Annotated in this window: 20 protein-coding genes and 1 tRNA gene; 6 read left to right on the top strand and 15 right to left on the bottom strand. The window is 63.8% G+C overall.

What is annotated here, in order from left to right; genetic code table 11:
• Positions 1-92 precede the first annotated feature (92 nt).
• Complete coding sequence (locus tag KI811_RS06365; protein WP_214185636.1) at positions 93-836, top strand: outer membrane lipoprotein LolB; 744 nt, start codon at positions 93-95, stop codon at positions 834-836.
• A gap of 79 nt (positions 837-915) precedes the next feature.
• On the opposite strand, the gene KI811_RS06360 is transcribed toward KI811_RS06365, so the two are convergent.
• From KI811_RS06360 to KI811_RS06330, 7 genes are all read right to left on the bottom strand, one after another.
• Positions 916-1368, bottom strand: a complete 453-nt coding sequence (locus KI811_RS06360; RefSeq protein ID WP_214185635.1) for a septal ring lytic transglycosylase RlpA family protein — start codon at positions 1366-1368, stop codon at positions 916-918.
• Between the two features lie 106 nt (positions 1369-1474).
• A complete protein-coding gene (locus tag KI811_RS06355) occupies positions 1475-2320 on the bottom strand; it encodes a 1,4-dihydroxy-6-naphtoate synthase (protein ID WP_214185634.1) in 846 nt (281 codons plus the stop codon).
• The gene (gene mqnB, locus KI811_RS06350) at positions 2310-3041 is read right to left on the bottom strand and encodes a futalosine hydrolase (RefSeq protein ID WP_214185633.1); all 732 of its coding nucleotides are present in this window, start codon (positions 3039-3041) and stop codon (positions 2310-2312) included. Before mqnB ends, KI811_RS06355 begins: the two co-directional genes overlap by 11 nt.
• Positions 3042-3057: 16 nt before the next feature.
• Positions 3058-4470: an ATP-binding protein gene (locus tag KI811_RS06345; RefSeq protein WP_214185632.1), complete on the bottom strand. Its 1413-nt coding sequence runs from the start codon at positions 4468-4470 to the stop codon at positions 3058-3060.
• 4 nt (positions 4471-4474) lie between these two features.
• Positions 4475-5149 carry a response regulator gene (locus tag KI811_RS06340; RefSeq protein ID WP_004512609.1) on the bottom strand — a complete coding sequence of 225 codons (675 nt, stop codon included), beginning with the start codon at positions 5147-5149 and terminating at the stop codon, positions 4475-4477.
• Positions 5150-5198: 49 nt separating this feature from the next.
• Positions 5199-6008, bottom strand: coding sequence for a pyruvate, water dikinase regulatory protein (locus tag KI811_RS06335; protein ID WP_214185631.1), 810 nt, complete (start codon positions 6006-6008; stop codon positions 5199-5201).
• Positions 6009-6086: 78 nt separating this feature from the next.
• Entirely contained in the window at positions 6087-7250 is a 1164-nt protein-coding gene (locus KI811_RS06330) for a M20 family metallopeptidase (protein ID WP_214185630.1), read from the bottom strand.
• Positions 7251-7392: 142 nt separating this feature from the next.
• Between KI811_RS06330 and prmA the strand changes: the two genes are divergently transcribed.
• From prmA to KI811_RS06315, 3 genes are read left to right on the top strand one after another with little or no spacing between them, the layout of a single operon-like run.
• The gene (gene prmA / locus KI811_RS06325; protein WP_214185629.1) at positions 7393-8292 is read left to right on the top strand and encodes a 50S ribosomal protein L11 methyltransferase; all 900 of its coding nucleotides are present in this window, start codon (positions 7393-7395) and stop codon (positions 8290-8292) included.
• Positions 8289-9080 (top strand): 16S rRNA (uracil(1498)-N(3))-methyltransferase, encoded by a 792-nt coding sequence (locus KI811_RS06320; RefSeq protein ID WP_214185628.1) that lies wholly within the window; start codon positions 8289-8291, stop codon positions 9078-9080. The genes prmA and KI811_RS06320 overlap by 4 nt, the downstream gene beginning before the upstream one ends.
• 44 nt (positions 9081-9124) lie before the next feature.
• The gene (locus KI811_RS06315; RefSeq protein WP_214185627.1) at positions 9125-9928 is read left to right on the top strand and encodes a hypothetical protein; all 804 of its coding nucleotides are present in this window, start codon (positions 9125-9127) and stop codon (positions 9926-9928) included.
• A gap of 92 nt (positions 9929-10020) precedes the next feature.
• On the opposite strand, the gene KI811_RS06310 is transcribed toward KI811_RS06315, so the two are convergent.
• From KI811_RS06310 to KI811_RS06285, 6 genes are read right to left on the bottom strand one after another with little or no spacing between them, the layout of a single operon-like run.
• A complete protein-coding gene (locus KI811_RS06310) occupies positions 10021-11169 on the bottom strand; it encodes a ribonuclease D (RefSeq protein ID WP_214185626.1) in 1149 nt (382 codons plus the stop codon).
• Positions 11170-11210: 41 nt separating this feature from the next.
• Positions 11211-12272, bottom strand: a complete 1062-nt coding sequence (gene mqnC, locus KI811_RS06305) for a cyclic dehypoxanthinyl futalosine synthase (protein ID WP_214185625.1) — start codon at positions 12270-12272, stop codon at positions 11211-11213.
• Positions 12273-12274: 2 nt separating this feature from the next.
• Complete coding sequence (gene mqnE / locus KI811_RS06300) at positions 12275-13357, bottom strand: aminofutalosine synthase MqnE (protein ID WP_214185624.1); 1083 nt, start codon at positions 13355-13357, stop codon at positions 12275-12277.
• A complete protein-coding gene (locus KI811_RS06295) occupies positions 13354-13959 on the bottom strand; it encodes a flavin prenyltransferase UbiX (RefSeq protein WP_214185623.1) in 606 nt (201 codons plus the stop codon). The genes mqnE and KI811_RS06295 overlap by 4 nt, the downstream gene beginning before the upstream one ends.
• Complete coding sequence (locus tag KI811_RS06290; RefSeq protein ID WP_214185622.1) at positions 13956-14852, bottom strand: 4-hydroxybenzoate octaprenyltransferase; 897 nt, start codon at positions 14850-14852, stop codon at positions 13956-13958. Before KI811_RS06290 ends, KI811_RS06295 begins: the two co-directional genes overlap by 4 nt.
• Positions 14842-15372 carry a hypothetical protein gene (locus tag KI811_RS06285; protein ID WP_214185621.1) on the bottom strand — a complete coding sequence of 177 codons (531 nt, stop codon included), beginning with the start codon at positions 15370-15372 and terminating at the stop codon, positions 14842-14844. The genes KI811_RS06290 and KI811_RS06285 overlap by 11 nt, the downstream gene beginning before the upstream one ends.
• Before the next feature lie 261 nt (positions 15373-15633).
• Here KI811_RS06285 and gabD point away from each other — a divergent pair, with 261 nt between their 5' ends.
• On the top strand, positions 15634-17088 hold the full coding sequence (gabD, locus tag KI811_RS06280; RefSeq protein ID WP_246551479.1) for an NADP-dependent succinate-semialdehyde dehydrogenase: 1455 nt from the start codon (positions 15634-15636) through the stop codon (positions 17086-17088).
• A 198-nt stretch (positions 17089-17286) separates the two neighbouring features.
• On the opposite strand, the gene KI811_RS06275 is transcribed toward gabD, so the two are convergent.
• The gene (locus tag KI811_RS06275) at positions 17287-18669 is read right to left on the bottom strand and encodes a Fic family protein (RefSeq protein WP_281874958.1); all 1383 of its coding nucleotides are present in this window, start codon (positions 18667-18669) and stop codon (positions 17287-17289) included.
• 243 nt (positions 18670-18912) lie between these two features.
• A tRNA-Pro gene (locus KI811_RS06270) sits at positions 18913-18989 on the bottom strand.
• A 164-nt stretch (positions 18990-19153) separates the two neighbouring features.
• On the opposite strand from KI811_RS06270, the gene KI811_RS18580 reads away from it, so the two are divergent.
• Entirely contained in the window at positions 19154-22732 is a 3579-nt protein-coding gene (locus tag KI811_RS18580; RefSeq protein ID WP_246551477.1) for a class I SAM-dependent DNA methyltransferase, read from the top strand.
• Positions 22733-22741: the final 9 nt, after the last annotated feature.

Here is a 22741-nt window from a genome sequence, read left to right as displayed (position 1 = left end):
GGCATACCGGAATGAGTACGTCGAGAAATCAGTTTACAACCGTGATTTCACTCAGGTAAGCTGGGATCATCTTATCCTTCGAAAGTACGATGATGCCCGTTACCGATTGGAAGCAACACCGGCGACTCCCCGCACAATGCACGTTCTTATTCCTCCTTACCATCCTAATCCTCACCACCCTCGGTTGTGCCACGGCCCCGAAGCCCCAGGAACCGTTCATCCCCGGCGCCACGGTTGAGACCCTGGCGTCGGGAATCTCCCTTTCGGTCACAAGCCCCGAGGGGAGCACCGGCGGCACCGGCTACCTCCTCTACCGGCGTCCCGACCGCTTCCACGTGGTCATGCTCACCCCCTTCGGCACCACGGCCCTGGAATTCTTTGCCAAGGGCGATACGGTGACGGTCCTTGTCCCTTCCAAGGGAATAGCTTATGTGGGCTCCTTCGGGGACCTTCCGGCAAAGGGAGGGCTTCAGGGATGGCGGATGATGCGGTGGGTGGTGGAAGGGGACCCTCTCTTCGCCCCCGGCACCACGGGAACCGTCGAACGGACCGATGCGGGGGGACGCACAACCGTTGCCCGCTACGACGGAGAGGGACTCCTGCAAGGCAAGACATCGGAAGGGAGTGAGGCGGTCTACCGCGACTACCAGTCGGTGGGAGGGGTCCCGTTTCCCGCGACTATTGAGCTCACTGATCGCCAGGGGGTTCAGGTGAAAATATCCTTCGATGAACCGGAGGTAAACGCTCCGGTTGACGACGGGGCGCTCACTCCGAAGCTGGAGGGTGTGACCATTCTGCCTCTGGCAAGCCTGGCAGGGGCGTCAAGCTCGCGGTAACCGCGCGAGGGGGATATAAAACGAGAAAAGGGTCGGCATGGTGCCGACCCTTTTCTACTGTTCGCCCAAATGTTGTTTTTCAGGATACCGCTTCGTCGAGGGTGATAATCCGAACTACCGTTGTTCCCCTGCCGAGGAAGCCGAGTTTCCTGGCCGCGGCCCGGGAAAGGTCAATGAAATGCGACACTTTCTTCCGGCAGCGATCGGTTATGGTGACCGTCACCTCCCGGTTGTTGGCCACGTTGACCACCTTGACCTTGGTTCCGAGAGGGAGGGTGGGGTGCGCGGCGGTAAGCTCCTGCGGATTGTACCGCTTCCCCGATGTCATTCTTCTTCCGTTATACCGCTTTGCATAGTATGAGGCGGTCCCTATGACCCCCTCATCCGCTTTCGTGGTCGCTGATGCGACCCCCTCCGTTGTTGCCTTTGCTGCAATTTCATCTGCTTGCAAGGACAGTGTCTGGATCTGGAAGAACGCCTGGCAAAGAATGATCAGGATGGCCAGACGCCCCTTCCGGTAAACAGATACCAATAGGCACCTCCTTCTGGGCGAGGCGCTTTAATAGCACAGACGGGGAATCCAGGTCAAGAAAAAAGAGCACACCACAAAGATAATATCCCGATATTTCAACAAGTTATCAGACTTCGAAAAGGGGTGCCGTGGAACGGGGAATGATCCCCGAAGCCTCGGCCCTTTGGAGGAGCGTGGCCACGGCCCCCTCCCCTTCGGGACCGAGTTGGAGGGAAAAATCATTCACATAGAGATCGATGTGGGCGGCGCAGATCTCATCGCTCATCTCCTGGGAATGGGCCCGGATGTAACCGGCAGCAGCGCCGGGATTGGTCCGGGCATGGACCACGCTCGCCCGAAGAGCCCTGTCGATGGCGGCAACGGCTTCCCGGCCGAGGGAGCGGCGGGCCACGATCCCTCCCAGGGGGATGGGGCAGCCGGTTTCCCCCTCCCACCACTCCCCCAGGTCGAGGAGCTTCGTGAGGCCGTACTCCGGAAAGGTGAAGCGGGATTCGTGGATGATGACCCCGGCGGCCACCTCGCCCCTGGCCACGGCCCCCATGATCTCGTGGAACGGGAGATAGACGAGGTTGTCGAGGGATGGGTCGAAGAGGCGCAGCAGGAGCACGGCGGTGGTGTAGCGCCCGGGGACGGCGATGGGCTTGCCGCGCAACTCAGCCATGGACGCTGCCCCTCGTGTCACGACCAGGGGTCCGCACCCCCGCCCCAGGGCACCCCCTGACCGCAGGAGCACATACTCGTCCCGGAGAAATCCGAGGGCATGGTAGGAGACCTTGCTCACGTCCAGAGCCCCTTCCAGGGCGAGGCGGTTCAGGGTCTCCACGTCCTCAAGCCGCTCCCGGAAGGCGAGCCCCCCCGTGTCGACCAGGCCGTGGACCAGAGCATGAAAGATGTAGGTGTCGTTGGGGCAGGGTGAAAACCCGAGGGTAAGGGGAACGGTGTCAGTCGTCATTGCAGGTTTCCAGGAATTTGAGTATGAAGCGCTGGGCCCTCTCCACCGCCAGGGGGATGTTCCAGCCGGAGAGGTCCCGGTCTTCCACCATATTGCTGATGCCGCGGAGCTCCAGGCAGTCGATCCCGTACCTGAGCGCCAAGTGGGCCGCCACGGCTCCTTCCATGTTCTCGCAGATAGCGTTGAAGCGGCGGGACAGTTCGTCTCCCCGGGCGGTGATGCCGCTGCAGGTGGATACGGTGACAAACCTTCCGCGCCGCACCGGCACCCCCAGCGCGGCGCCAAGCTGCACGACCCGCTCCGCCGGCAAAAGCGCCAGGGGAAACTCGTTGAAAAAACGGCTCCCTCCCCGCTCCAGCTGCGGGATGCCGATGATCTCAAGGGATTCCCAGCCAGACGGCGTCAGAACCCCCTCGTCGCCATAGACCTCAGTCGAGGCCACGGCCAGGTCTCCCACCGCCAGGCTGCTCCCGCCGTAGGCTCCGGCGCAGCCGGTATCGATGAGGAGCCGTGGAGTGTACCGCTCCAGAAGCGCGGTGAGCGCCGATGCGGTATTCGCCTTGCCGATCCCCGTCACGGCCAGAAGCACCGTGGTGCCGCCGACTGTCCCCCGGTAGGTATCGCGAAAGCCTTTTTTTCTCCTGACCTCGCGGGCGCCGATGCTCCGGACGAGGAGGGAAAGCTCCAGACTGGTTGCCGCGGCAATGATGATGGGATCCATGGAAGAGTGCGCTCCGTCAGACCGTACCCTGAAGGGGGAGATACACCGTAAAGACGCTCCCCTTCCCCACCTCACTCACCACGTCGATCTTTCCGCCATGGGCCTCCGTGATAGTGCGAACCAGAGAGAGACCGAGACCGCAGCCGCCGTCGGCCCGGTTTCGGGCTTTGTCGACCCGGTAGAATCGCTCGAAGATATGGGGGAGGTCATCGGCCGGGATGCCGACACCGCTGTCGATGACAGTCACCCGGGCAAATCCGCCGCTGGCGTCGAGGACCACCGACACCTCTCCGCCGGCAGGGGTATAGGTGACGGCGTTGTCGAGGAGGTTCATGAATACCTGACGCAGCCGGAGCCAGTCCCCCGTGACGGTGACCGGCGTCACGGCCGAGAAGGCAATCTTGAGTCCCTTTTCCGGGTCAATGAGGCGGGACTGCTGGACCAGCTCTCCCAGGAGGTCCTCCAGTTCAATGGGGGCACGCTCCAGCTTGAGCCCCCCCTCTTCGGCCCGGGATAGCTCCAGGAGCGCCTCGATGATCTTCGACATCCGGTTGATCTCTTCCAGGTTGCTCCGGAAAAGCTCCCGGAACTCCTCCGGCTCCCGGGCCCAGCGCAGCCCCACCTCGGTCTCTCCCCGGAGAATGGTGAGGGGGGTCCGAAGCTCGTGGGAGACGTCGCCGGTGAACTGCTTCACCCGCCGGAAGGCGTCCTCAAGGCGCTCAAGGGTGTCGTTGAAGGTTGTCGCGAGACGCCCGATCTCGTCTTGGGGATTGACCACTTCAAGCCGCAGCCCCAGGTTTTCGGCCGTGATCTTCTGGGCACTGCGGGTGATGAAATCGACCGGTTTCAGCGCCCGTCCCGCCAGGAACCATCCCCCGACGCTCCAGAGGATGAGCGCCAGGGGAATGGAAACGGCAAAGACGACGAGAACCTTGTCGAGGGTTTCGGCAGCGGCCCGCATGGAGGTACCGACCTGGACGATCTGCAGCAGCCTGCCGTTATCCATGATCGGATAGGTAATGGTGCGGACCGGATAGAGATCGAGGCTGACCTTGGTTTCGTAGGTTACCTTACCGGCCCATGCCCGGCGGGAAGCCCCCTTGCCAAGCGGGGTCCGGAGCCCCTCGGCCCCCTTGGACGACGCGGTGATCCGCCCTCCCCCGTCGAGGACCTGGACGAACTTGCCGGTCAGACGGGTGCCGATGAAGTCCTCCAGAACCTGGTCGAAGACCGACGGGCCCGCACGCCGGAAGGGCTCCAGCGTCGGGCTCGCCACGGCCTCGGCAACGGTCAGAAGCTCCCGGTCGATCTCCTTGGTGAGCTGGTTCTGCAGGATAAGGTAGATGAACGAGCTGAACAGAACGAGGATGACCGCCAGGGTGACCGCATACCAGAGGGTAAGGGAAAAGCGGATCGACCGGAAGAACAACGGGTCACTCCTCTTCCTTCAGAATGTAGCCCACGCCCCGTACCGTGTGGATCAGCTTCTTGTCGGCCTCGCGGTCGATCTTCTTCCGCAGGTAGTTCACATACACATCGATGATGTTGGTGAAACTGTCGAAGGTGTAGTCCCAGACGTGCTCGGCGATCATGGTCCGGGTCAGGACCTGGTTCGGGTTCCGCATGAAGTATTCCAGCAGCGAGTACTCCTTGGCGGTCAGGTCGATCTCCTTGTCCTTGCGCCACACCTTGTGGGTGACCGGATCGAGCCGCAGGTCGGCGAAGCGGATCTCGGCGCCCCGGTCCTGCTCGCTGCGCCGCACCAGCGCCCGCACCCGGGCCAGGAGCTCGGCAAAGGCGAAAGGTTTCGTCAGGTAATCGTCGGAACCGGAATCGAGCCCTGCCACGATGTCCTCAACGGAATCCTTGGCGGTCAGCATGAGAACCGGCGTTGCGTTTTTCCTCTCCCGCAGTTCCCGCACCACGCTCAGTCCGTCCTTCTTGGGGAGCATAACATCGAGGATAATCAGGTCAAACCCTTTCTCCAGGGCCATCTTGAGACCGTCCTCACCGTTGAAGGCAGCCTCAACCTCGTACCGCTCCTCCTCAAGACCGCGCTTTATGAAGCTCGAAACCTTCTTTTCGTCCTCTACCACGAGAATCTTCATTGTCTGCACCTCCCTTTCTCTGTTTTCCGATGCTGCGGACTCATGGTTTCTAGCTGCAGAGTTTCTGGATTATTTCCGCCGCCGACTCTTCCACCGATCGTTTCGTCACGTCGATAATGAGCCACTGGGGGTTGCGCCGGTAAAGCTGGCGGCAGGAGTTGAGTTCTTCCTCGATCTTTTCGTAGTCGGCGTAGCTTCCCCTGGACATCTGCCCCAGGTTCTTGAGCCGCGCCGACCGTATCTCCAGAAGCCGGTGGGGATCGATGAGAAGCCCCACGATCTTGTTCTGATCCACCTTGAAGAGCTCGGGAGGGGGATCGATCCCCTTTACCAGGGGGACGTTGGCCACCTTGTACCCCTTGTGGGCCAGATACATGGAGAGGGGGGTCTTGGAGGAACGGGAGACCCCCACCAGCACGAAATCGGCCTTGCTGAGCCCCCGGGGATCCTGGCCATCGTCGTGCTTCACCGTGAAGTCAACCGCCTCGACCCGCTTGTGGTACTCGGAGTTGAGCTCGTACAGGAGTCCCGGCTCATTCTGGGGGGCAACGCCGAAAAAAGCCGACAGTTTGAAGAGAAGCGAGCTGATGAGGTCCAGGGCGTCCAGACCGTGGGCCTCGGCCTCGTCCCGGAGCAGTTGCGCCAATTCGGTGTCAACGAGGGTATAGATAACAATCCCCGGCTCCTTGAGAACCTCCTCCAGGGCGGCGAGGACATCCTCCCGGGTCCTGATCTTGCTCATCCGGTGGATGCGGGCCTCCACGTCGCGAAACTGGGAGAGGGCGGCGCGCAGCACCCGCTCCACGGTTTCCCCCGTGGCGTCGGAAAAAAGGTAGATATGCCGCATTGATCCGTTCATGACCGTCCTATTCGCGTCGCCAGCATTTTCATTAAATACTATATACCATGTATTCTCACCATGGCAATGGCAGAATTCTCATGAGCGAAATTCCCGCCAGATTTCTTCACGGATATCCGGACGAGCGGCCAGTTCCGCCGCGGTCAGTGCCAAGGCCGTGGCCCCCTCCGCCACGGCGGCCTTTCCCTTCCCGGAGACCGTGGCCCGGGCGAATGCCTCGCTGTGGATATTGATGCCATCGCCAATGGGGACATGGGGGTGGATGGTCGGCACGATCTGGGAGACGTTGCCGATGTCCGACGACCCCTTGTTCTTATCGGGCTGGTTCTCCGATTCCTGAAGTCCCAAATACGCCAACTGGGCCGAGTAGAGGTCGGAGAAGATCCGGTTCACCTTGAGGGGGGCCATGATCCGGGGATCCGCGTCCACCTGGAGCCGGCACCCGGTGGCCAGGGCGGCCCCTTCGGCGCATGCGATAACCCGTGCCTTCGCCCGCTCCAACTCCGCCAGATCGTCGGCCCGGACATAAAAATGGGCCGAGGCCCGCTCCGGAATGATGTTGGGGGCAACGCCCCCCTCGGTGATGATCCCGTGGACCCGCACGTCCTGGCGGAGCTGCTGGCGCAGGGCGCTGATCCCGTTGAAGGTCTGGATGACACCGTCGAGGGCGTTGATACCCTCTTCCGGGTAGGCGGCGGCATGGGCCGGTTTGCCGAAAAAGGTTAAGCGAACCCTGGCGAGCCCCAGGTAGTGCTTGATCACGTACCGCCGCGAGGACGGATGCACCATCAGGGCGAACTCGACCCCGTCGAAGGCGCCGTTGGCGATCATGTCCACCTTCCCGATTCCCATTTCCTCGGCGGGGGTGCCGAGGACGACGATCCGGGCAGCCTCCGGAGGAAGAATGGAGCGCAGTGCCGTGGCAGCCCCGACGGCCGCGGCGGCGATCACGTTGTGGCCGCAGGCATGGCCCATGACCGGGAGGGCGTCCATCTCGGCCATGAGGGCAATGACCGGCCCCCCCTCGCCCGTCTCGGCCCGGAACGCCGTGGGGAGCCCGGCAATACCCCGCTCCACCCGGAACCCCTCCCGCTCCAGGAAATCGGCCAGGAGGGCCGAACTCCGCACCTCGTTCAGGCCGGTCTCGGGATGGAGGTAGAGATCCTCCGCAATAGCAGCAAATTCGCTCTTCCGCCCCTCAACAAAGGCGACAATCTCCCCCTTGATTCGATCCAGATCCATCACGGCCACCCCGAATTTATTTTAATGAAATTCAACCCCAGAGACGGGTGTTTGTCAAGGTTTTTATTGTCAAAGCCCTTTAGTTTTGCTACGTTGGCCCACCTTGCCTGAATCAATCCAAACGCAACCCCGAGGAGCATCCATGGACAAAACCTGGGCCGAAGTCGCCTGCGAGGTCCCCGCGGCAATGGTCGACCTTCTGGCCGACTTCCTCGTGGAACTCTCCGGCAACGGAGTGAGCATCGACAACCTGGAGCTGGACACCTTTTCCCTCGACACCATGGACGAGGCGCCGGTAAAGACCGTGCGGGCCTACTTCACCCCCGACGACGAACTGGAGGGGAAGCTGGACGCCCTGATCCGGTTCATCCAGGAGCACGCGCCCGCCTACGGCGACGCCGCTCCAGCCCCGCCCACCGTCACCACCATCAGGGAGGAGGACTGGGCCACGGGGTGGCGCCAGCACTTCGCACCGACCCGCATCGGCCGGAAACTCGTGATCAAGCCCACCTGGGAGCCGTTCTCGCCAGAGCCCGGCGACCTTGTCATCGAGTTGGACCCGGGGATGGCCTTCGGCACCGGCACCCATCCCACCACCCGACTCTGCCTGGAGGCCCTGGAAAAGCTCGGCACCGCCGGCGATGTCCTCGACGTGGGGACCGGCTCGGGAATCCTGGCCATGGCCGCCGTCAAGCTGGGGGCGCAACGCGTCGTGGGAACCGACATCGATCCCGACGCCGTGGCAGTGGCCCGGGAAAACTGCGCCATGAACGGGGTCACCGCCGAACTGGTCACCACTCCCCTGGCGGATATCCCAGGGCAATTCGCCGTGGTCCTCGCCAACATCCTTGCCGAGGACCTGGTGAGAATGGCGGCCGACCTGACGGCAAAGGTCGCTCCCGGCGGCTTCCTGATCCTGTCCGGAATCCTCGTGGAGCGCGAGTCCTATGTCATTGACGGCTTTGCCTCCACCGGCCTTACCCTTGCCGAAACCACCCGCGAGGGGGAGTGGAGCTGCCTCCTCTACCGGGCCGGACAATGAGCGCCCGCCGCTTCATGGCCCCCGGCGCCGACCTCGCCGGAGAGTCGGTGCGGATCGAGGGGGACCTTTTCCGTCACATGGTGAAGGTCCTGCGCCTGAAAATTGACACCCGCGTCAGACTGGCTGATGGCCACGGGGCCGAATGCGCGGGAATCATTCGGGAGATCGGCCGCGACCATCTCACCGTAGCCGTGGAGGAGCGCCATGCTGTGGCCCCCGCCAGCGGGTCACTGCAAATCACCCTCATCCAGGGACTCCCCAAGGGAGAAAAGATGGAACTCATCTTGCAAAAAGGGACTGAACTCGGGGTAAGCGCGGTGGTCCCCTTCCAGGCGGACCGGTCGGTTTCCCGTATCCCGGCCGACCGGCAGGATGAACGGCTGCGGCGCTGGCAGCGGATAGCCGCCGAAGCGGCCCGCCAGGCGGGACGTCCCGACCTTCCGACAGTTCGCTTGGCCCAGGGAATGGAGGGTGCCATCCGGGGGGGAGACCACGACCTGAAGCTGCTCCTCTGGGAAGAGGAGCGGGCCACGACCCTCAAGGGGGCCATTAAAGCCCGGCCCCGGCCCGCACGCATCGCCGTCATCGTCGGCCCCGAGGGGGGGCTCACGACGGAGGAGGCGGAAACGGCCCGACGGGCGGGCTTCATCCCCGTGACCCTCGGCAGGCGCATCCTCCGAACCGAAACAGCGGGAATCGCCCTCCTGGCAATTCTGCAGTACCTCTACGGCGACCTGGGAGAGGGAGAAAATCCCGAAGAAGGCCCCGGATCGTCACTCACGTCATAGCGGCCGGCCACCAGCGTGTTGTGCCGCACAAAGGAGCAGCAACCATGAAGTGTCCCAAGTGCGGGTACAACAGTTTCGAATATCTCGACAGCTGCAAGAAGTGCAAGACCGACCTGAGCGGCTTCAAGCAGGCCCACGGCATCCACTCCCCGGTGATTTCCCTCGCCGCCGCTGCGGCAGCACCGGCCGTTGCGGCGGCGACGGTCGCAGCAGCTGTAGCTGCTCCCCCGGCAGCCGCCGATGAGAACTTCACCTGGGACGAGCCAGCCGCCACGGCAGCTCCTGTTCCCCCTCCAATCAAGCAGGGAGACGACATCTTCCCCTCCATGGACCTGGACTTCGCCGCTCCGCCACCGGCGGCACAGGCGGCGCCCGCACCCGTCTCCTTCGACCTGGAACCCACCAGTGCGGCTGCCCCGCCGGTTCCCCCAGCCGCGAAAGAGGCAGACCTCCCCGATTTCTCCTTCGATGAACCGGCTGCCGATGCCTCGGCGGCCCCACCGCCCCTTTTCGGTTCTAAGCCGGCTGATGACGACGGGTTCGCGTCCCTCCTGGAGACCGGCGACAGCAGCGAAGAGACTGCGGCGGCAGCAGCCCCGGCTGCCACACCCGAACTGGAGTCCGCCTGGGAGACCCCTGCCAACGTATTCGGCGGCTTCGGCGAGGGGGAGAGCGAGGCTCCTCCCCCCGCTCCCCAGGAAGCCGGTGGGCTCGACCTGGAAAGCTTCAGTTGGGAGGAGGACGCGTCGAAGCAGCCATCCCCACCGCCCAAGGGCCCCCAGGTGGAGCTGGATGGATTCTCCCCCGCCGAGTTCGACTCCCTCTTCGGGGAGCCGAACAAGCCGTAACAGCGGCGTTACAACACACATAAAAAAACGGCACGGCGGAGCAGGAACTATCCTCTCCGCCGTGCCGTTCTCATTTTCTCCACCCCTCTGCTCTAGCGCCTGGCCTGAAGGGTCGCCACCATCTCGGCACCGAACTCCCGGCGCTGCCACGGACGAAGACCGGCGATCCCCTCCAACTCCTTCTCCGACCGGGGAAAGGTCAGGGCAATCTGCTCCAAAAGGGCGTTGTTGGCCAGGAAACCGGGCTCCACGGCGAACCGCCGGGCCTTATCCTCACGCCACCCCTTGAGAGCCTTGATGCGCCGCTCCTCGTCCCCCCCCACCTTCCGCCGCTCCTCCCGGGGAAAGGAGGGGAGCTCCTGCTCCGGCACCGCCAGCCCCTTCTCCACGGCCCGCACTACCCCCTCGCCGCACCGCTCCACCACCCGTTCCGTGATGCCCGTAATGCCGGTCAACTCGGCAAGGGATCGGGGCTTCTTCTCGGCCAGTTCCCGGACCGTTTCCGTGCCCAGCACCTTGAAGGGAGGGACGTCCATCTGTTGCGCCCGCCGATCCCGGAAGCGAAGGATTTCTTCCAGCACCGCCAGGGACCGGGAAGCCATCCGCGAGGCTCCCTTGAAGCGGAGGAACATCGGCTCGTCGTCGGAACGCTGGGCCACCCGCACCCGCGCCAGGAGGGCACACTCCTCCTCCACCCAGCCGCTACGCCCCTTCTCCCGGAGTTCCGCTTCAAGCCGCCCGCAGAGCTCGATGAGGAGCGTCGTATCCTTCACCGCGTACTCGATCATCCCCGCCGTCAAGGGGCGCCGGCTCCAGTCGGCCCGCTGGTACTGCTTGTCCAGCTCCACGCCGAAACGTTTCCTGAGCACCGCCGCCAGGCCGAACTCCCGCTCCCCCAAGAACTGGCACGCGATCATGGTGTCGAAGAGGTTGTTCACCTCGATACCGAAGTCCCGGTGCAGGGACCGGATGTCGTAGTCGGCCCCGTGGAATACCTTGCGGATGGAGGGATTGGCAAAGACCGGCGCCAGGGGGGCCAGGTCGGCAACGGCCAGAGGGTCCACGATGGTGGCAAGCCCCGGCACCGCGAACTGGATCAGGCAGACCTTCTCCTGGTAGTGGTGCATGGAATCCGCCTCCAGGTCGCAGGCCACATAGGGCTCCCGGGAGAGGCGGTCGGCAAGGCGGCAGACCCCGTCGGGGGTGGTGATAATCTCGGGTGAAACGGGTTGAACAGGCAAGGAAATCTCCAGTCGTGAGGATTGTCGGGGAGGGGGAAACTCTAAAATTCCCGAATTATAGTATACAGCGTCGTTCTCTGGGCAGGCATGAACCCCGCTTCGCGGATCAGCTCCACCATCTCTTCGAGGCTCATGCGGAAGGTGCAGCCGGCCGCGGCCACCACGTTCTCCTCCAGCATGGTCCCCCCCAGGTCGTTGGCCCCGAAGAAGAGGGCCACCTGGGCCATCTGGGCCCCCTGGGTCACCCAGCTGGCCTGGATGTTCGGCACGTTGTCGAGAACTATCCTAGAGAGGGCCAGGACCTTCAGGTACTCGACCCCGGTGGCGGTGTCGCCCCCCAGCTCGGTGTTCCCCGGCTGGTAGGTCCAGGGGATGAAGGCGGTGAAGGAGCCTCCGGCGGCCTGGAGCTCCCGGACCCGGAAGAGGTGCTCCACAATGTCCTCGGGCTTCTCGGTGCTGCCGAACATCATGGTGGCGGTGGTGGCCATCCCCTGCCGGGACGCCTCGCCCATCACCGCGGCCCACCCTTCCCAGCCGATCTTCTTGGGGGATATCTCCTTCCGGACCCGGTCCACGAGGATCTCTGCCCCCCCCCCGGGGACGGAATCGAGCCCCGCCTCCCGCAGGCGCCGCACCGTTTCCGGGATGGTGAGCTTCGAGACCGTGGCGATCTGGGTAATCTCCGCCGGGGAGAGGGAGTGGTTCTGGACCCGGGGAAACCGCGCCTTGATTCCCCGGAAGAGCTCCTCGAACCACTGGATCCCCAGCTGTGGGTGGAGCCCCCCCTGCATGAGGAGTTGGGTCCCGCCGTGCTCCACCAGCTCGGCGATCTTGGCGTAGATGGCCTCCTCGGCCAGGAGGTAGGCGTCAGGGGCTCCCTCGTCCCGGTAGAAGGCGCAGAATTTACACTTTGACTCGCAGACGTTGGTGTAGTTCACGTTGCGGTCCACCACGAAGGTGACCAGATCCTCGGGGTGGAGGCGTCGGCGGATGCCGTCGGCCAGGCGCCCCAGGGTGAGGAGGTCGGCCCTGGTCAGGAGACGTAACGCCTCGTCCCGGTCGACGGCCTCCCCTTGCTCGATTTTTTCGATCACGGTATCCATGGTCAGTACACCCTCAGCTCGTTGTAAAGCGTATCCCGCTCCACCGGCACCCGCCCCGCCTTGCGGATCAGGGTAACGATCTCGTCGCGCCCCATGGTCTGGGGGGTGGCGGCGCCGGCGTCGTGGCCGATCTTCTCCTCCACCACGGTGCCGTCCAGGTCGTTCACCCCGAAGGAGAGGGCCACCTGGGCGGTCTTCAGCCCGAGCATCACCCAGTAGGCCTTGATGTTGGCGAAGTTGTCCAGGTAGATGCGACCGACGGCCAGGGTCTTCAGGGCGTCGACCCCGCCGGGGCCGGGGCGCTTCAGGTGCCCCAGGGGGTTGTTCTCCTTCTGAAAGGCGAGGGGGATGAAGACCTGGAACCCGCCGGTCCGGTCCTGGAGCTCCCGCAGCCGGCGCATGTGATCGACCCGGTCGGCGTAGCTCTCGATGTGGCCGAAGAGCATGGTGGCGTTGGATTTCAGGCCCGCCCGGTGGACCTCCTCCATGACCGCCAGCCACCGCTCGCCGCTGATCTTCTCCGGGCAGAGCCGGTTGCGCACGTCAGGGGCGAAGATCTCGGCCCCACCCCCGGGCAGCGACCCGAGCCCGGCCCCCTTCAGCGCCGCCAGGGTCTCGGCCACGGAGAGGCCGGCCAGTTTCGAGAGGTACTCGATCTCCACGGCGGTGAAGGCCTTCAGATGGAGGTCCGGGGAAACCGATTTCACGGTCCGGAGCATCTCCAGGTAGAAGTCGAAGGGGAGGTCCGGGTGGAGGCCGCCCACGATGTGGATCTCCGTGGCCCCCTGGGCGTGGGCCTCCAGGGCGCGGTTGCGGATCTCCTCCAGGTCGTAGAGGTAGGCCCCCGGCTGATCGGCGGCGCGGTAGAAGGCGCAGAACGAGCAGCGGTTCACGCAGATATTCGTGTGGTTGATGTGGCGGTTCACGTTGAAGAAGACCCGGTCACCGTTCCGGCGCCGGTTCACGGCCGCGGCCAGCTCTCCCACGGCGATGAGGTCCCGGGACTCGAAGAGGAAGAGGGCCTCGTCGTCGGTAATCCGCTCACCGGCATGAACTTTTTCTGCAATGGACGCGAGTGAAATCATGGGGTCCCCCACCGGGTGAAGAGTTCATGGGGAACGCCGAGGGTGTCGAGCACCTTCCCCACCACGAAGTCCACCAGGTCGTCCATGGACTTGGGCCGGTGGTAGAAGGCGGGCATGGCCGGCACGACCCGCACCCCGAGCCGGGCCAGCTTCAGCATGTTCTCCAGGTGGATGGCGGAAAGGGGGGTCTCCCGGGGAACGATGACCAGGGGGCGCCCCTCCTTGAGCATGACGTCGGCGCAGCGCTCCAGGAGCGTCGTGGAAAGGCCGGTGGCGATGCGGGCCAGGGTCCCCATGCTGCACGGGGCAACCACCATGGCGTCGGGGGCCGCCGAGCCGCTGGCCGGGGGGGCGAAGAGGTTGTCGGCACCGTAGAAGGAGAGTTGCTCCGGCGAAGCCCCGAAGAGCTCCCGCAGCCGAGCGGCCGCCTCCTCTTCCCTGCCGGAGAGGTCGAGGTTGGTCTCCTCCCGCACCACGCCGATGCCGGTGCTGCTGGCGGTGACCACCACCCACTTCCCGGCCCTGAGGAGCTCCTCGCAGAGCCGAAGGCCATAGACGGAGCCCGAGGCGCCGGTGATCCCCACGAGAACCGTGCCGCTCATGCCCCCCCCTTCCGCGCCAGAACGTCCACGAAGGTTGCCACGAAGAGGGTGATGCTGATGTAGCCGTTCATGGCGAAGAAGGCGGCGTCCAGCCGGGAGAGGTCCCCCCCCCGCAGGAGCCAGTGCTCGTAGAGGAGCATGGTAACGCAGAGCCCGAGCCCCGCCAGGTACCAAACGCCGAGTCCGGCAGTCATGGAAAGCCCCGCCAGCAGCGCCACCATGGCCACGTGGAAGAGGCGGGCGGTCCAGAGGGAGCCGTTCACCCCAAGCCGGGACGGGATCGAGTGGAGTCCGGCCCCCTTGTCGAACTCCAGGTCCTGGAGGGCGTAGAGGATGTCGAAGCCGGCCACCCAGAAAAGGACCGCCAGGGCCAGGAGCAGCGCGGGAAGTTCCACCGTCCCCCGGATGGCGATCCAGGCCCCAAGGGGAGCCGCGGCCAAGCAGATGCCGAGGACCACGTGGGCCAGGGCCGTGAACCGCTTGCAGTAGGAGTAGAGGACCAGGAAAAAGAGGGCCACGGGCGACAGGTAGAGGCAGAGGGGGTTCAGCCGGTGGGCCGCATAGAGCAGGAGAAGGATGGAGATGACGATGAAGACGATCACGGTTCCCCGGCCGATATGCCCCGCCGGTATTGCGCGCCCCGCGGTGCGGGGGTTGCGGGCGTCGATCTCCGCGTCGATGACGCGGTTCAGCCCCATGGCCGCGGTCCGGGCCCCCACCATCGCCATGAGGATCCAGAACACCTGGTAGGCCGTCGGCACTCCCTGGGCGGCCAGCACCGCTCCCGTGAAGGCGAAGGGAAGGGCAAAGATCGTGTGGGAGAACTTGATCATCTCCAGAAACACCTTAAGCTTCCCGAACATCCCCATGGCCATCCTTTCCTCACCTACCATTCTTTTCCCCTCCCGACAACGACGTCTCCAGGTATCCCCGCATCCGGGCCAGTTCCAGGTTCACCGACGAGAGGTCGAACATGCTGGGGTAGTGCTCGTAGGGGTAGCGCTTCTTGAAGGAGAGGACTTTTCCCCCCTCTTCGTACACATAGCTGGAGCGGATCTCCAGGTCAACCGATTCCAGTTCCACCGCGGCCCCCTCTTCGCCGCCACCCACCGTCACCCGGAGCTTGTGATAGTAGAGGCGCCCTCCTTCCGGCAGGGTAACACCGCCGGACCGGGTTGCAAAGTGGCGGAACTCGGTCAGGAGGGTCCGCTCCTTCGGGTCCTCCTGCTCTATCACATAGCCGTCCTTCAGCAGCAGACTCTTCACCGTGGCGTAGACCTCATCGACAGGCCTCACCGTCACGAACCGCGGCTTCCGCAGGGGTTCGGCCGCCAGCCTGAAGTAGTAGCATCCCGGCGTCACCAGAAAGCAGAGCAGCAGGATCCATCCCCATACCCAACGTCGCGCCCTCAAAACCCGTACACCCTCCATTCGCAGCCGTTCGACAAAACCTTAGTTTTGTAGCATTTCCGGCCGGTTGGTGACAATCATTTTCTCCGGCGGCTTCGAGCGGCACTGCAGCCGTGTCGCGCCACCAGCAATGGAATCTGGCCCACTCAAGAAAGAAGTTTTTTCATCGATAAAAATCATCTAACATTACCGGGAAACTTTCTTTGTCGCGTTTTCGGATTACACTTCAACTGAGCCAACAAAACAGACGGAGGAGACCAGAATATGATCACCCTCAAGAACAGTTCCCTGCTGAAACAACAATGTTACCTTGCCGGGCAATGGTGCAGCGCCGACAGCGGCGCAACCATCAATGTGACCAATCCGGCCACCGGGGAGATACTCGGCGTTGTCCCCAAAATGGGTACCCAGGAAACACGGCGCGCCATAGAGGCCGCCAACAAGGCCCTGGACGGCTGGAAGGCGAGGACGGCAAAGGAGCGGAGCGCGATCCTCCGCCGGTGGTTCGAGCTGATCATGGAGAACCAGGAGGACTTGGCCGTCATCATGACCGCCGAACAGGGGAAACCCCTGGCGGAATCCAGGGGTGAAATCGCCTATGCCGCCTCGTTCATCGAGTGGTTTGCCGAGGAAGGGAAACGGGTTTACGGCGACACCATCCCCTCCTATGCCCGGGACAAGCGGATCGTGGTGATCAAGGAGCCCATCGGCGTCTGCGCCGCCATCACCCCCTGGAACTTCCCGGCTGCCATGATCACCCGCAAGGCCGGTCCTGCCCTGGCCGCCGGCTGCACCATGGTGGTCAAACCAGCCACCTCCACCCCGTTTTCGGCCCTGGCCCTGGCACTCCTCGGCGAGCAGGCCGGCATCCCGGCGGGAGTCTTCAGCGTGATTACCGGATCGTCAAAAGAGATCGGCGACGAGATGACCGGCAACCCCATCGTCCGCAAGCTGACCTTCACCGGCTCCACCGAGGTCGGCAAGCTGTTGACGGCCCAGTGCGCCGGCACCATGAAAAAGGTCTCCATGGAGCTGGGGGGGAATGCCCCCTTCATCGTCTTTGACGACGCCGATCTGGATGCCGCCGTGGAGGGGGCCATCGCCTCGAAGTACCGCAACACCGGCCAGACCTGTGTCTGCACGAACCGCATCCTCGTCCAGGAATCGGTCTATGGGGCATTCTGCGAAAAACTGGTCGCCGCGGTCTCGAAAATGACGGTGGGCGACGGCCTCAAGGGGGATGTGCAGCAGGGGCCCCTGATCGACATGGCTTCCCTGGAGAAGGTGGAGGAGCACATAGCCGACGCCGTTGCCAAGGGGGCCCGCGTCGTTCTGGGCGGCAAGCGCCACGCCCTGGGGGGGACCTTCTTCGAGCCCACCATCATCACCGAGGTGACCCCCGAGATGCTGGTGGCCCGGGAAGAGACCTTCGGCCCCCTGGCTCCCCTGTTCAAATTCACCACCGACGAGGAAGCGATCCGCATGGCCAATGATACCGAATTCGGCCTGGCATCCTATTTCTACAGCAGGGACATCCGGCGGGTATGGCGGGTGTCCGAGGCCCTCGAATACGGCATGGTCGGCATCAATACCGGCCTGATCTCCTCCGAAGTGGCGCCCTTTGGCGGCGTGAAGGAGTCGGGGGTGGGCCGGGAGGGGTCCAAGTACGGCATCGAGGAGTTTGTGGAGGTGAAATACCTCTGCATGGGGGGGATCTGATCTCTTCAGGGATGTGCGGAGTTTTCACCTTCGCCAATCAAAAAGAAAGGGGTTGCGGCGATTGCCGTAACCCTTTGATCTGCACCCTGAACGGCAAGAGCCATCAGCTGAATCTCAGGCAGTACCCGAAGGTTTCACTTGCTGAGGCACGGGAGAAATTTCAAGAAGCGGCATTGCTGGTCGGCAAGGGAGCAATGATTACCTCTCTCCTTTACCCGTCTTCTCCTGCCACACTTTAAATTCCGCCGGCCGCAGCCGAAAACGTGCAATGTTCCCCTCATGCAGGCCCTTCAATTCGGCATGCACAAGGCTGATGAACCGCTGCCGATTGTCCTCGGGGATGTGCTCCGTTGTCCACGCATTGACAAATTCTCGATCATCGCCCGTCGGCTGGAGGACCACGTGACGGATCACCTCGGTCAAGGCAGAGCGGTATTTCATCCGGAACGGATCCGGCTCCCCCAGTTCTTCCCGAGTACTCAGGTAGCGCTTGACCGAGCGCTCGTACCCCCAGACAAAAACATCCCGCAACAGCTCGATGCGATTCAGTTCGTAGACCCCAAGAATCCCTTCAACATAGGAACGTTTAGGGACATCGATGAACGACAGTGGGCAGAGATTGTGCTTTACCAGCGGGATATTGGCGGCAAGCCGTGCCACCCGCTTGTTGACATCCTCGAATGGTTGCAGATAGGAGAGATGCACCAGAGCGAAGAACGACTGTTCAAAGGGGTCAGTGATGGCAGTTGCCATATCAAGAGCCAGATGAAAGTATTCGTCCAATAGCTGTGGAGTGGACAGCGGCGAATAAACCGAGCCGCCGATACCGACGGCGATCTGCCGCAGTCTGCCGCAGGCCTCCGGATCGGGGAGAAGGTTATCGGACAGGATGGCGTGGAGGTTCAGGATGGAATACCTGTTGAAGCCGATTTCATCGGCGGCCTCCACGAGAAACTCGATGGCCTGCTTGTGATTCAGGATCATCTGTGTTTCCAGCACATCTTTCCCTTCTGCGGCCTGGCCGAAGGAGATCAGACGTTCCGTCTCCAGCATGGAGTAGGTATTTCCTTCCAGGTAGCTGGATGCCCAGGAAAGGTCGATCAGAAGCCTTCCCATGACCTGCCTGGCCATGGTCCCGGCAGGCAAGGCCTCCTGGTGTGAACGGCCGATTTGATGCAGATGTGCACGGGTGGCGTCGTCGAGATATGGTCCGGAATCGGGATAGGAGAGGAGAAAATCGCGCTGATAGCCGACCGGTTCGCGACGCTGAATCGGTTGGCTGACATAACTGCGGACTTCGCGACCAGCCTCGGAGAGGGGGATGAGTGATTCTTCCGGCTCTGCGGCCTCGGCAGACTCAGGCATGATCGGCCAGTAAACACGCCCCTTGAATGCTCCAGTGGCACGAATGCGGCTGCTCTCGATGAGGATGCTGAGCCGGCGCAAAAGGGAACGCCGATTCATGACGATTCCTGCCATGGAAAGGGCTTCCTCCAGGCCGGTTATGCCAACTCCTCGCGGATACGCCGCAATCCGCTCTTCGATCTGCCTCAGTTCCTGCTCTGCGATATGCTTCGGCACAGGACGCCCTTTCTGTCTCGTAACAGCTTTCGTGACGACATAATACGTTAACCGTCACGAAAATCAACAATTGCGACATTAAAAGTAGTCTCACAGCGCAAAGATTGGAGGACTTTGGGCGTTTCTCGTGTGATGCATCAGAGGGAACTACAAATTCCTCTTATCAGGAATAAGGGTTCACGAGAGGTTCCACAAAAGAAGAAAGGGGTTACAGCAAAAGCCGTAACCCCTTGATCTTTTTTATGGTCGGGGCGAGAGGATTTGAACCTCCGACCCCCTGCTCCCGAAGCAGGTGCGCTACCAGGCTGCGCTACGCCCCGACTAAGAAGCACTTTCTATATCACGCGGTGTGGCGCTGTGGCAAGATTTTTTTCTGTTTTGCCGTGGTCTATGCCTCTTTTCCCTCCCCCTCGACAACCACATAATTATGCGCTAATCTCGCCATCTACTTCGTTTTGCCATGCAATGACCCTTGGGGGACCCCATGCCCGAAGCACCCGCACCCGCCGCCGTCGCCGACTTCTTCCGCCGCTGGGAGGCATCCGGCGCGGCCGAGCGCGCCAACTACCAGCTGTTCCTCTCCGAGCTCTGCGACCTCTTCGGGGTACCGCGCCCCGAACCGACCCAACCCGATGACCGGAACAACGCCTACGTCTTCGAGCGGGCCGTCACCTTCCGCCACGGCACCGGGCTCACGAGCACCGGAAGGATCGACCTGTACAAGCGGGGGTGCTTCGTCCTGGAGGCCAAGCAGGGGAGCGACCGCCCCGGCGAGAGCCAGCCGCTTCTCGTCAAAGAAGATAAGCCGGCGTGGATGTCGGGCCGCCGGGGAACCGCCATGCGCGGCACCCGGGGGTGGGACGTGGCCATGCTCAAGGCCAAGGGGCAGGCGGAGCAGTACGCCCGCGCCCTCCCCGTGGAAGAGGGGTGGCCGCCGTTTCTGGTGGTGGTGGACGTGGGGCACGCCATCGAGCTTTACAGCGAGTTCTCCTGCACCGGCAAGGCGTACCTCCCCTTCCCCGACCCCGGCTCCTACCGCATCCACCTGAAAGACCTGGAAGCGCCCGAGGTACGCGAACGCCTCCGTCTGGTCTGGACCGATCCTCACCACCTGGACCCATCAAAGCATAGCGCCAAAGCAACCCGTAAGGTGGCCGACCGGCTGGCGCTCCTGGCCAAGTCCCTGGAGCAGGCCGGGCACAAGCCGGAGAAGGTGGGGAACTTCCTCAAGCGTTGCCTCTTCACCATGTTCGCCGAGGACGTGGGGCTGATCCCCAACGAAAGCTTCACCGGCCTGCTGGAAAGCCTCAAAGGTGAGGCCCACAAGTTCGCCCCCATGGCCGAATCCCTCTGGGCCACCATGAAGGAGGGAGGATTCTCCCCGGTCCTGCGGGAGAAGCTCCTCCGCTTCAACGGCGGACTCTTCGAGGAGGCCGAGGCGCTCCCCATCGGCGAGGAGCAGCTTTCCCTCCTGATCCGGGCCTGCAAGGCCGACTGGCGGGATGTGGAGCCGGCCATCTTCGGTACCCTTCTGGAGCGCGCCCTGGACCCGGAGGAGCGCCACCACCTGGGCGCCCACTACACCCCCCGCGAGTACGTGGAGCGGCTCGTGCTCCCCGCCGTGGTGGAGCCGCTCCGCTCCGACTGGGAGGCGGTCCTGGCCGCCGCCGTCACCCTGGACGGCCAGGGGAAGCGGGCCGAAGCCGTGGCCCTGGTCAAGGAGTTCCACCGCACCCTCTGCACCCTTCGCATTCTCGACCCGGCCTGCGGCAGCGGCAACTTCCTCTATGTCACCTTCGAGCACCTCAAGCGGCTGGAGGGGGAGGTGCTGAACGCCCTTGAGGGGTTCGGCGAAAGCCAGGCCCTCCTCGATCTGGCCGGCACCACCGTGGACCCCCACCAGCTCCTGGGGATCGAAGTCAACCCGCGGGCCTCCGCCATCACCGACATGGTGCTCTGGATCGGGTACCTCCAGTGGCACTTCCGCACACGGGGGCACGTGCTGCCGCCGGAGCCGGTCATCAAGAAGTTCCGCAACATCGAGTGCCGCGACGCGGTGCTGGCCTACGACGGCGTGGAACCGGTTGTGGACGGCGACGGCCAGCCGGTCACCCGCTGGGACGGCCGCACCACCAAGGCCCACCCGGTCACGGGGGAGCAGGTGCCCGACGAAGCGGCCCAAGTCCCGCTTCTCCGCTACCTGAACCCGCGCCCGGCAGCGTGGCCCGAGGCCGATTTCGTAGTGGGGAATCCGCCGTTCCTGGGGGCCGCCACCATGCGCCGCTCCCTGGGGGACGGCTACGTGGAGGCCCTCCGTGCGGCATGGAAGGAGGTGCCCGACTCGGCGGACTTCGTCATGTACTGGTGGCAGCAGGCGGCCGAACTGACCCGCCGGGGGAAGCTGCGTCGCTTCGGGTTCATCACCACCAACAGCATCCGGCAGGCCTTCAACCGGCGGGTGATCGAGCAGCACCTGGCGGCGGCTCCTCCCCTCTCCCTCGCCTTCGCCATCCCCGACCACCCGTGGGTGGACTCCGCCGACGGGGCCGCCGTCCGGATCGCCATGACGGCGGGGACTGCGTCTCCCCTCACCCCCGCCCCCTCTCCCGAAGGGCGAGGGGAGCACGGCAAACCCTCTCCCCCCGGGAGAGGGTGGCGCGAAGCGACGGGTGAGGGGATACTCGGCACCGTTGTTGCCGAGGAACCCGGCGACGGCGAAGGGGTGGACGTAGAGCTGGCCACGCGGCGAGGGGTGCTGCACGCCGATCTGACGATTGGGGCCAACGTGGCCGGGGCCGTGCCGCTGCGAGCGAATAATGGGATGAGCAATCCGGGGGTCAAACTCCACGGCGCAGGGTTCATTGTAACGCCCGACGACGCCGCAAGGCTGGGGCTGGGCCGGATTCTCGGGCTTGAGAACCACATCCGCCCCTACCGGAACGGCCGCGACCTGACCGCCACACCCCGCGGCGTGCTGGTGATCGACCTGTTCGGCCTCACCTCGGAGGAGGTGCGCGACTGGTTTCCCGAGGTCTACCAGTGGGTGTACGAGCGGGTCAAACCAGAGAGAGACCAGAACAAACGCGAAAGTAGGAAGCTCAACTGGTGGCTCTTTGGGGAACCAAACCCCTTACTCAGAAAGCAACTTGCCGGCCTCCCCCGCTACATCGCCACCGTCGAGACAGCTAAACACCGCGTCTTCGTCTTCCTCGACCGGAGCATCCTCCCCGACAACATGCTGGTCAACATCGCCAGCGACGACCCCTTCGTCCTGGGTGTCCTCTCCAGCCGGGTTCACGTCGCCTGGGCATTGGCCGCCGGCGGAACGCTGGAGGACCGACCGCGCTACAACAAGACCCGCTGTTTCGAGCCCTTCCCCTTCCCTGCCTGCGACGAGACGACGAAAGAGCGCATCCGCACTCTTGCCGAACAGCTGGACGACCACCGCAAACGGCAGCAGTCCCTCCACCCTGACCTGACCCTGACCGGCATGTACAACGTGCTGGAGAAGCTGCGGAGCGGCGAGGCACTGACCGCCAAGGAGAAGACCATCCACGAGCAGGGGCTCGTTGCGGTGCTCCGGCAGCTCCATGACGAGCTGGACGCCGCCGTGGCCGAGGCCTACGGCTGGCCGGCGGACCTGACCGACGAGGCGATTCTGGAACGGCTGGTGGCCCTGAACCGGGAACGGGCCAGGGAGGAGGAACAGGGCGTGGTGCGCTGGCTGCGGCCCGAGTACCAGAAGCCGCAGGGGGAAGAGGTTTCCCCTCACCCGGCCTTCGGCCACCCTCTCCCCGGGGGAGAGGGGTCGCAAATCTCCCTCTCCTTGGGGGAGAGGGCCGGGGTGAGGGGTAAAGGGGAAAAACTCCCCTGGCCCAAGACCCTCCCCGAGCAGGTCCAGGCGGTCCGCGCCGCCCTGGCCGCCGCCGGCGGCCCTGCCACCGCCGACACTATCGCCCGCACCTTCCAGCGCGCCCGCACCGACAAGGTGGCGGAACTGCTGGCAACCCTCGCCGCCATCGGCCAGGCCCGGGAAGTGGAGCCGGGCACCTACAGCGGCTGACGGCGCAGG

It is taken from the genome of Geobacter hydrogenophilus (genome assembly GCF_018501225.1).
GTDB classification, from domain to species: domain Bacteria; phylum Desulfobacterota; class Desulfuromonadia; order Geobacterales; family Geobacteraceae; genus Geobacter; species Geobacter hydrogenophilus.
Note: the sequence above shows the minus strand (reverse complement) of the source record. Positions and strands in the feature narration are given on the sequence as shown.